Consider the following 7,182-nt stretch of genomic DNA (forward strand, 5'->3'; position numbering starts at 1 on the left):
CAGGGCTTCCTCACCGGGCTTACAGTGGCCAAAACTTCCACTTTCTGACGTATCCGGGTAAAAACACTGAGCAACATCATTACGATTTTCTTCATCTTCATCTGGGTCTGTACGACAAGCCCCCCCGTTACAGGAACTATTATCTGGAACCGGATGATCTATGCCTGTCAATTCAGAATTTCCGCCAGAATCATAGCTGCAATCTTCCCCGTAGCACGTATGCGCACCATTTATATTCGGTATCGTCAGAGTAACTAAACGAACAAGAATCGGCTCACTTTCTGCCACGCCAACATCACCAACAAAAACCCTGCCCATTGAGGCAACATACTTACTGCCATCTTCTATGTACCTATATCGGCACTCAAGCCTCCCAGTACAAACACTTTCACTCGGACTCGCCGAAAAGTGGTCACCACCAACAAAATCTTCCCAACTCATTACCAATATATCTGAAAGAGGGACAGTATCATCAAAAATAGCACCAGAAGACTGTTGAAAACCTTCAGTGGCTGCTTGCTCTGCCGCCATCTGCGCTTCAGTCTGCGCCTTGTAATTGCCCGCCAGGCGCTCATCGACCAGCGAGGACTGCATGCCGGAAAGCCCTAGCATGAGCGACATCGTTAAGAGCGACAGCACGACGACCAGCGCAGCGCCTCTTTGTTTTTTCATGCTAGCCTCCCGGCAAGTTCAGCTAGGTCAAAAGGCATAATATCAATTGACAGCGGCATTTCGATTCACCGCATGAAATACAAACTCATCGAATTCACCCTGCACACTCGATTGCAGACGAAACGTCAACTGCCAGACTCCATTATCTAAATCATTGGGCATAGGAAACCCATTATCCACGAACCCCCCAACCAATGGTTCGGTAAATTCTGCAACCGTTGGACAGCCTGTTTTCAGCATGAGCGTGTGCTCACCACTATACTCCTCAACCCAGTATTCTTTTGTTACATCATCACCAACATCACAAGAATCAAGATCACCGTTATTAGGCACTACCACTTGAAAAACAGAGCTGTTATCTATAGAGCGGGCCCTACGAATGTCACGAACCAGCGTCTCGGTGGCGAAGGTCAGCGCCGCCTGCTTGTTGCCCAGCAACTCGGTCTGGCGGAACGTCTGGAAACCCATCAGGAAAAGCTGGCCGGCACCAAGGATAATGATCAGCCCGATGACCAGGGCCACCATCAGTTCTATCAGACTAAAACCCAACTGACGCCGTGTTCGCCTGGCGCCTGCCATACTTGGAAAAAAGCTTGGCTTATGTTGACGATTCATAGCTCGGGCAACCGAAACAGGTATACGAAAGCATCGCCGGTCTCGCCGTCAGAATAGCGCTCTTCCTGCCACTCGATGGAGACGGTATATTGGCATCCAGCATTGCTGAGGCTGCTTCCATCATTGACGAGGATGGTGCCAAACCACTCCCCCAGCCAGTCGCCCTCAATATCCCCGCCTGCCGGGCAGGTACCGTTACTCGCCAGCTTTGCCCAGGCCCTTTCCTGGGCGTCGATGGCCGCCAGGCTCACCACGGCGCGCTGGTAGCCCATATGAGCGCTCTGGAGGGCCTTGAGCTGCATGGCCGCCACGCCTAGCAGCCCGATGGACAGTACCACCAGAGCGATCAAGGCCTCTATCAGCGTAAAGCCTGTCTGTGGACGGTAGCCCTTCATTGAATACCTCATGGCGACTTGCCGATACGTCCGGTGGTACTCACCTGCATCTCACGACTACCACTGCTGTTGGAAACTGATATTTCACAAGCGGTTGAAGAACAGCTTTCGCGCCGGCCAAGAGAATTAAAAACTACCGTTACATCAGAAACAACTACTCGACTATCCCGCCCTTGGCGGATCACAAGATCAATACCGCCCGCTTTAACTTCATAAACCCAGGTTCCGCTGCCATCGTCAATTTGGAAAGTGACATTCTCTCGCCGCTTGATCGCCTCGCTCCTGGCGTAGTTGAGCCCTGACAGCACCTCGTTGTAGTCCCCCGCCAGCCGGTTGCTCGCCATCATGTTCTGAAACCCCGGCACGGCAATGGTGGCCATAATCGCCATCACGGCGATGGTGACCAACAATTCGATCAGCGTGAACCCGCGGGCTTTCATCATGTTCACCAGCAGCTCGGCGGGTTTCTCACCCCTTGGTGATTCAAGGTCAGGCTTCCAGTGCAACCATCGGGGCCTCGGCCACTGTTCAGCGCTGCCGACAAGGTGTAGGTCGAAGCCGTGCTGGCGACAGTGATAGTGTAATTTTCATCGGGCGAGTTTCGCGTATCACCATTGGATAGCGCACAGCTGCTGTTGTTATAGGCGTTGTAGACCGTATAGCAGCGCTCAAGTACGCCCGCCGCATCACTGAGCCCGGCATGGGCATCCGTGCGAGTCGCACGCTCCACATAGCCCTGATAGCTTGGTATCGCAATCGCCGCCAAAATGCCGATCACGGCTACCGCTATCATCAGTTCGATGAGCGTGAAGCCGGCGGAAGGCCGGGTGCTGCCTGTCGTGGCCTGGGAGCGGCCCGGGATGGCTTGCTTGATCAAGCGGCTCGTCTCCATGGTGGCGGTACGTTTTGTTTCAGTATGTATCATGACATCCTCTGCCGCTAGTGCGGCATCAAAAAAGCCGGACCTTTGCCCGGCTTCCCTGCCTATACCAACGACTGGTTTTCTGATAACACCCGCATCAGTTTTCTCCTACCCCCTTGCCCAGCATGGCTATTCGCTGATGATCACGCGCTCCCGCAGCTCACGGGGCATGGAGAAAGTGATGGTCTCTTCCCGGCCGGCCAGCTCCTCCGGTGCCTGGGCACCCAGGCCCTGCAGCCGTTCGATCACCCCCTTGACCAGCACTTCCGGGGCACTGGCCCCGGCGGTGATGCCGATGGTGGCGACACCCTTCAGCCAGTCGGGGTTGATCTGGGCGGCGTCATCGATCAGGTAGGCCGGCGTGCCGATGCGCTCGGCCAGCTCGCGCAGGCGGTTGGAGTTGGAGCTGTTGGGGCTGCCCACCACCAGCAGCAGGTCACTGCCGGCCGCCAGCTCGCGTACGGCATCCTGGCGATTCTGGGTGGCGTAGCAGATGTCGTCCTTGCGCGGCCCCTCGATCTCGGGGAACTTGGCCCGCAGGGCATCGATCACCCGGGCGGTATCGTCCATGGAGAGGGTCGTCTGAGTGACGAAGGAGAGCCGTGAAGGGTTGTTGACCTGGAGCGTCTCGACGTCGGCCTCATCCTCCACCAGATAGATGTTGCCGCCATGGCGGGTGTCGTAGCGGCCCATGGTACCTTCCACCTCGGGGTGGCCGGCATGCCCGATCAGAATGCACTCCTGGCCGTGCCTGGCGTAGCGCAGCACCTCCATGTGCACCTTGGTGACCAGCGGACAGGTGGCGTCGAACACCTTGAGCCCGCGGCGCTCGGCGTCCTCCTGCACGGCGCGGGAGACGCCATGGGCCGAGAAGATGACGATGACGTCATCGGGCACCTCGTGGAGCTCCTCGACGAAGATGGCACCGCGGTCGCGCAGAGTGTCGACCACGAAACGATTGTGCACCACCTCGTGACGCACGTAGATCGGCGGACCGAAGACATCCAGCGCGCGATTGACGATATCGATGGCGCGGTCGACGCCGGCGCAGAAGCCGCGGGGATTGGCCAGCCTGATTCGCATGGGGTTAGCTTGCATGGTTACGTCACCTTGATGCGTCAGTGGCATCGTTCAGTAAAGAGCGGTGAAACAGTAAAAGCATAGAAAGCGCTGAGTTCCGTCGCGAGCGAAGATAGGCTGGTCGTCGCCGGAACGGAGAACCCGGAGTTTACACGGCAGTAAATGAGGACTTCGAGTACCGCCGGCGGCCAGGATATCGAGCGCAGCAGGAAATCTGCGTTTTCTCAGTGCGTCTGCGCTGGCCTCACGTCTATCACCTCCACCTCGAAGGTCAGGGTACGCCCTGCCAGCGGGTGATTGAAGTCCACCTCCACCTGCTTGCCCTCGACGCTGGTGATCACGCCGGGCAGCTCGCCCCCGGCTGCGTCAGCGAAGGACATCACGGTGCCCACCTCGGGTTCGATATCCTCGAAGTCGTCGCGACTGAGCAGCTGAACGTTCTGCGGGTTGTGCTGGCCGAAGGCGTGCTCGGGGGTGATCTCGAAGCTGCCGCTATCGCCGTCGGTCAGCCCCTTCAGCGGATACTCGAAGCCCGGCGGCAGGTTGCCGTCGCCCATCTGGAAGGTGGCGGGTTCCTTGTCGCGGGTGGAGTCCACCACGGTGCCATCTTCCAGCTTGAGGGTGAAGTGCAGGGTGACTTCCATCCCCTCGTCGATGCGGTATTCGCTCATGGTTGCTCTCCGCTGTCTCTGTCGTGTCGCGGCATGGACGCTGTCAGCCGCGACGGCGCGCCTGCTTGCGCCCCTCGAAAATGGATTCCCAGATCAGGCCGATGGCCCCCAGGGTGATGCCGATGTCGGCCACGTTGAAGGCGGGGTAGTACCAGCCGGCGACATGAAACGACAGGAAGTCCACGACGTAGCCATGCACCAGGCGATCGTAGAGGTTACCCAGCGCCCCGCCGATGATCAGGGCCAGCGAGATCGCCAGCAGGGTCTCGTCGCGCTTGAGTCGCGTCATCCAGTAGGTCAGGCCGATACTGGCACCCACGGCGACGACGGCGAAGAACCAGCGCTGCCAGCCGGGACTGTCGGCCAGGAAGCTGAAGGCCGCGCCGGTGTTGTGCAGCAGCGTCAGGTTGAAGAACGGCAGCACCTCCACCGGCTGGCCGTAGGTCAGCAGGCTGGAGGCCAGCGCCTTGGTGCCCAGGTCCAGCACGATCCAGGCCGCCGCCAGCCACAGCCAGCGCAGCGGCCGCTGCATCGGCTCTCCGCCAGCGACATCAGGCATAGTGACGCACTTCCCCGGCGCCCTGGGGCAGGTTGCCGATACAGCGGCCGCAGAGGTCCGGGTGCTCGCTGTGGGACCCGACGTCCTCGCGATGGTGCCAGCAGCGCTCGCACTTCTGGTGCGGGCTGGCCGACACCGCCACCCTGAGGCCGTCGAGCTCGGTGGCCTCGGCGTCCCGTCCCTCGGACTGCTTGCTCTCAGACAGGGGCGCCAGGCGCACCTCACTGGTCAGCATCACGAAGCGCAGCTCGTCGCCCAGCTTGGCCAGGGTCGCCTGCAGCTCGTCGCTGACGTAGAGGGTGACCTCGGCGGCCAGGCTGCCCTTGATGGTCTTGGCGTTGCGGGCGTCCTCCAGGCACTTGTTGACCGCCTGCTTCACCTCGAGTACCTGCTCCCAGAAGTCGCGGCCCAGGGGGGCGTCATCGGCGAGGGTCGAGAGTCCTTCGTAGTAGGTCTCGAGCAGCACGCTATCGCCCCGCTCGCCGGGAATATGGGCGTAGATCTCCTCGGCGGTGAACGAGAGGATCGGTGCCACCCAGCGGGAGAGCGCCTCCACCACCTGGTATAGGGCGGTCTGGCAGCTGCGCCGGGCCAGGGAGTCGGCCTGGGTGGTGTACTGGCGGTCCTTGATCACGTCCAGGTAGAAGCCACCGAGCTCGCGGGAGCAGAAGGTATGCACCTGCTGGTAGACGTCGAGGAAGCGGTACTCCTCATAGGCCATCTCGATCCGCGCCTGGAGCTGTGCGGCGCGATCCACCACCACTGGTCCAGCGCCAGCATGTCGTCGAAGGCCACCTGGTCCCGGCTCGGCTCGAAGCCGCTGAGGTTCGAGAGCAGGAAGCGTGCGGTATTGCGGATACGCCGGTAGACGTCGGCGGTACGCTTGAGGATCTCGTCGGAGACCGCCATTTCGCCGGAATAGTCGGTAGAGGAGACCCAAAGGCGCAGGATGTCGGCCCCGAGCCTGTCCATCACCTCCTGAGGTGCCACCACATTGCCTAGCGACTTGGACTGCTTGCGCCCCTGCGAATCCACGGTAAAGCCGTGGGTCAGCAGCTGACGATACGGCGGATGCCCATCAATGGCCGAACCCGTGAGTAGCGACGAGTGGAACCAGCCACGGTGCTGATCGGAGCCCTCCAGATAAAGATCGGCACGCGGACCGTCTTCATGGCCATGGGGGTGCGAGCCGCGCAGCACGTGGCGGTGGGTGGTGCCGGAGTCGAACCAGACGTCCAGGGTGTCGGTGACCTTGTCGTAATCCGCCGCCTCATCACCCAGCAGCTCGGCCGGATCGAGCCGGAACCAGGCATCGATGCCCTCGACCTCGACGCGCTTGGCCGCCTCCTCCATCAGCTCGAGGGTGCGGGGGTGCAGCTCGCCGGTGGCCTTGTGCAGAAAGAAGGGGATCGGCACGCCCCAGTTGCGCTGGCGCGAGATGCACCAGTCGGGGCGGTTGGCGATCATGCTGTGCAGCCGCGCCTTGCCCCAGGCCGGAGTGAAATGCGTCGCCTCGATGCCCTCGAGCGCCCGCTCGCGCAGAGTGCGGCCGTGACTGCCCTTGATGTCCATGCCCACGAACCACTGGGCAGTGGCACGGTAGATCACCGGCGTCTTGTGGCGCCAGCAGTGCATGTAGCTGTGAGTGATCACCTTGTGGGCCAGCAGTGCGCCCACCTCACGCAGTTTTTCGACGATCTGCGGATTGGCCTTCCAGATCATCTGGCCACCGAAGTAGGGCAGGTCGTCGACGTAGACGCCGTTGCCCTGCACCGGGCTCTTGATCTCCTCGAACGTCATGCCGTGGGCCCGGCAGGTGACGAAGTCGTCCACGCCGTAGGCCGGCGCCGAGTGAACGATGCCGGTGCTACCCACCTCGGATTCGACGTAGTCGGCCAGGTAGACCGGCGACAGGCGATCATAGAAGGGGTGGCGGAACTCGATCAAATCGAGCGCCTCGCCCTTGGTGGTAGCGATCACTTCACCCTGGAGTTCATAGCGCTCCAGGCACGACGCCACCAGTTCCTCGGCCAGCAGCAGCAGGCGCTCGCCGGTGTCCACCAGGGCGTAGGTGAACTCGGGGTGGACGTTGAGCGCCTGGTTGGCCGGAATGGTCCAGGGCGTCGTGGTCCAGATCACGATGGCGGCGGGCTTGGACAGCTCGGGCAGCCCGAAGGCGGCCGCCAGCTTGGCCTCGTCGGCGGCCGGGAAGGCGACATCGATGGCATCGGACTTCTTGTCCTGGTACTCCACCTCGCTTCGGCCAGG

8 protein-coding genes and 1 pseudogene are annotated in these 7,182 nt (G+C 60.9%); all 9 read right to left on the reverse strand.

Annotation, left to right across the window (positions count from 1 at the left end; translation table 11 throughout):
• Positions 1 to 672: PilX N-terminal domain-containing pilus assembly protein (locus Q427_RS31630; protein WP_155833675.1), on the reverse strand; the 672-nt coding region annotated here is incomplete at its 3' end.
• A gap of 42 nt (positions 673 to 714) precedes the next feature.
• Positions 715 to 1,287 carry a prepilin-type N-terminal cleavage/methylation domain-containing protein gene (locus tag Q427_RS29375; RefSeq protein WP_081786186.1) on the reverse strand — a complete coding sequence of 191 codons (573 nt, stop codon included), beginning with the start codon at positions 1,285 to 1,287 and terminating at the stop codon, positions 715 to 717.
• Complete coding sequence (pilV, locus tag Q427_RS34750; protein WP_043517779.1) at positions 1,284 to 1,682, reverse strand: type IV pilus modification protein PilV; 399 nt, start codon at positions 1,680 to 1,682, stop codon at positions 1,284 to 1,286. Before pilV ends, Q427_RS29375 begins: the two co-directional genes overlap by 4 nt.
• Before the next feature lie 8 nt (positions 1,683 to 1,690).
• A complete protein-coding gene (locus Q427_RS23880) occupies positions 1,691 to 2,125 on the reverse strand; it encodes a GspH/FimT family pseudopilin (protein ID WP_043517781.1) in 435 nt (144 codons plus the stop codon).
• Between the two features lie 2 nt (positions 2,126 to 2,127).
• Positions 2,128 to 2,607: a type IV pilin protein gene (locus Q427_RS35695; protein WP_269321309.1), complete on the reverse strand. Its 480-nt coding sequence runs from the start codon at positions 2,605 to 2,607 to the stop codon at positions 2,128 to 2,130.
• Between the two features lie 126 nt (positions 2,608 to 2,733).
• On the reverse strand, positions 2,734 to 3,687 hold the full coding sequence (gene ispH / locus Q427_RS23890; RefSeq protein WP_197030803.1) for a 4-hydroxy-3-methylbut-2-enyl diphosphate reductase: 954 nt from the start codon (positions 3,685 to 3,687) through the stop codon (positions 2,734 to 2,736).
• A 221-nt stretch (positions 3,688 to 3,908) separates the two neighbouring features.
• Positions 3,909 to 4,355: an FKBP-type peptidyl-prolyl cis-trans isomerase gene (gene fkpB, locus Q427_RS23895; protein WP_043517784.1), complete on the reverse strand. Its 447-nt coding sequence runs from the start codon at positions 4,353 to 4,355 to the stop codon at positions 3,909 to 3,911.
• 43 nt (positions 4,356 to 4,398) lie between these two features.
• Positions 4,399 to 4,887 carry a signal peptidase II gene (gene lspA / locus Q427_RS23900; protein ID WP_081786188.1) on the reverse strand — a complete coding sequence of 163 codons (489 nt, stop codon included), beginning with the start codon at positions 4,885 to 4,887 and terminating at the stop codon, positions 4,399 to 4,401.
• Positions 4,888 to 4,906: 19 nt separating this feature from the next.
• A pseudogene (gene ileS, locus Q427_RS23905) lies at positions 4,907 to 7,182 on the reverse strand (isoleucine--tRNA ligase); the annotation flags it as partial.

This window comes from Halomonas sp. BC04 (assembly GCF_000568385.1).